This window comes from Deltaproteobacteria bacterium, assembly GCA_011773515.1.
Taxonomy (GTDB): Bacteria; Desulfobacterota; Deferrimicrobia; order J040; family J040; genus WVXK01.
Genome location: WVXK01000109.1, coordinates 3386 through 5875, shown reverse-complemented (window position 1 = coordinate 5875; position 2490 = coordinate 3386). Strand labels below are relative to the sequence as shown.

Sequence of the window (2490 nt, the reverse complement as noted above, 5' to 3'; positions counted from 1 at the left end):
TGATTCCCTTTTCAATTATCTTTAATTTTTTTCCTTGCAATTTCCTTTTCCAGAGACTTCATTATTGCTTCAACAAGGGTATCGATCCCGCTCCTATCCCTGAGTCTCCAGAGTCCGGGAATGTCTACCGTATCGATCATTGCGGATTTGTTATCTTTCAGAAAGTGAGAGAAGATCGTGGCCTGGCTAATCCTTATATTTTTTATCATTATCTCAACAGGGCTTTCTCCCCTCCTCCTTCGTGTGCCTACATCGATAACTTCCCGGTTTTTGGAAAAAATATTATCGAAATTTTCCCATAACCCCTTTTTTCGAGCGGTTATCTGCAATCCATTCACTTCAAGTATGCTGATCTCAATCTTTTTCGCAAACAACTCGCCGGGACTCACATCAGCAGAGATATTATTTATTTTTAAAAGGTATTCTTTTTCTGCCCCTTTCTGATCTTTAATCGCTAAATTTCGTGCCGATATCATTCCCCTGATCAGACTGAAATGCACACTTTCCATGCTCGATTCGGCATTTATCTGTTTTTGAAGCAATGTATTCATTTCCTCTGTCAGCATGGAATCAGAGTATTCGATCAGGGAAGCAACAAATGCAGTTAAACCAAGGACTATTACAATGAGAGAATATGCTACCTTTTTATTCACTTACTCCCACATCCCAACCACCGAAAAACCTTGCTCAATTCCTTTTGCTCTGACACCTTCGGGAGGAAAACAGTTTATCTCTGATCTCAGCTCTGGTTTCTCCTGTTTGTCCTCTTTCTTCTTTTCCTTTTCTTTGCCTTTTTCTTCCGAACTGTTTTCTTGTAATCATAGTTGAAATACTCTGCAAGAGCTTCCCTCACGACATGGGTACTCTTGATGTGCCAGAGGTCATTATTCCCCGTGAGAGAAACGAAACATATGGAGGGAGCACTCGCTGGAGCTATACCGAGAGACCACTCATATCGAAGTTTCGGCGGCCCCCAGGTAATCGATCCTGTTTTTCCGGCCACATCAAACTTTTGGGCTAATTTTCTCCATTTCCTTTTTGAAAAAGCCCTTCGCATCGTCCCAAAAACGGGGGTTTTCTTCATCATCCTTATTAAATTTTTAGCAGTTTCAGGCTGTACCGTCTTTGCAAGAATCTCCTCTTTGGCCAAATAGAGTACATTCCCTCTCTTGTCCCTTATCGATTCAACGATATATGGCCTCATCATGACCCCATTGTTCGCCACAGAAGCTCCAATCATCGCAGCGTGTATGGGAGAGATCATCATTTTCCCGAAACCAGCGCCCGCTCTTGCAAGCTCCAAATCTTCCTCGGGCACCTGGGCAAAGCTCTCTTCAACATCGAAGTCAAAGGGTAACGATCTTGAAAAACAAAATCTATCGAGATATTTTATAAACCGCTCCCTTCCGATATAGTTTGCCGTTAGTTTTCCGAAAACATTATTTGCCGACTTTGCTATTGCCTCGGTTAAGGTCATCGTAGGATATCTATTGGATTCCGGTGTTCTTAAATCAAGTTGAGATACCCTGTACAACCCACTTCTGTAGGAAATTTCAGTTCCCGGAGAAAATTTAAGCTCTTCCAAAGCTGCAGAAGCGGTAATTATCTTGATTAGTGAGGCGGCAGGGTAGCTGGCGAGCAGGTTTGGCTCCATCAGCAACCCATCGCGGGAAGAATACCCTGACATGGCAATGATTTTGCCACTTTTCGGTTCTATCGCAATAAATGATCCGACTGGGAGGTCATATTTGACGAAGATATCATTTACAACACTTTGGAGTTCGGTATCGAGAGTTAACGTAACTCTGATACCGGAAGGAAGGATAAACTCCCTCACTCCCTGTTTCAATGCAGACTCGATTCCGGATTCAAGATCGGATATCGTGTGGAGATAGGTTTCGACATCGCCATAATCAACAACGGCATTGGAAGTGGAAAATCCATAGTAAAACAGGTATATGAAAAAAGCATAGAAACTGATGACAAATATGGCTCGATAGCGTCTCATGTTTTGAATATTCACCTGAGATATCCCCCCCCCAACTTTAATTATGCTAAATTATATATAAATGAAGTATAAATTCAACTTTATTTTAATACTAATAAAGAAGGTATCGGTCAAGATGATCAAAGCATTCCCATCTCACATAAAGTGCTCTGACACCTAATCACCCCCCAAGTTGCCTCACATAAAATTCTCAGCTTATAATGCTCTGACACCATTTTGCCGAGAAAAATAAGTTGAAAAAATATTGGATGACAATCCAAAAATAAACGCTATAGAACTAAAATGCCGAACTGGCAAGTAGGTATGCGGGAGGGACTATAGATCCAGACGGAAAGATAGCTTCCGTTGGCACACTGGAGAAAAATAATGCCTGCTTAACGGCCAAAATAGTGAGAGGGAAAAAAAGCCAGTGGTTTTATTGATTCATTTAAAACCTTTCCTGAAATGATTTCAGCAATAAAGATTGTATGGTCACCCGCCTC

General features: G+C 41.5%; 2 protein-coding genes. Both read right to left on the bottom strand.

Annotation, left to right across the window (positions count from 1 at the left end):
• Positions 1–11 precede the first annotated feature (11 nt).
• Positions 12–653, bottom strand: coding sequence for a hypothetical protein (locus GTN70_11615; protein ID NIO17607.1), 642 nt, complete (start codon positions 651–653; stop codon positions 12–14).
• 86 nt (positions 654–739) lie between these two features.
• On the bottom strand, positions 740–2023 hold the full coding sequence (locus GTN70_11610) for a hypothetical protein (GenBank protein ID NIO17606.1): 1284 nt from the start codon (positions 2021–2023) through the stop codon (positions 740–742).
• Positions 2024–2490: the final 467 nt, after the last annotated feature.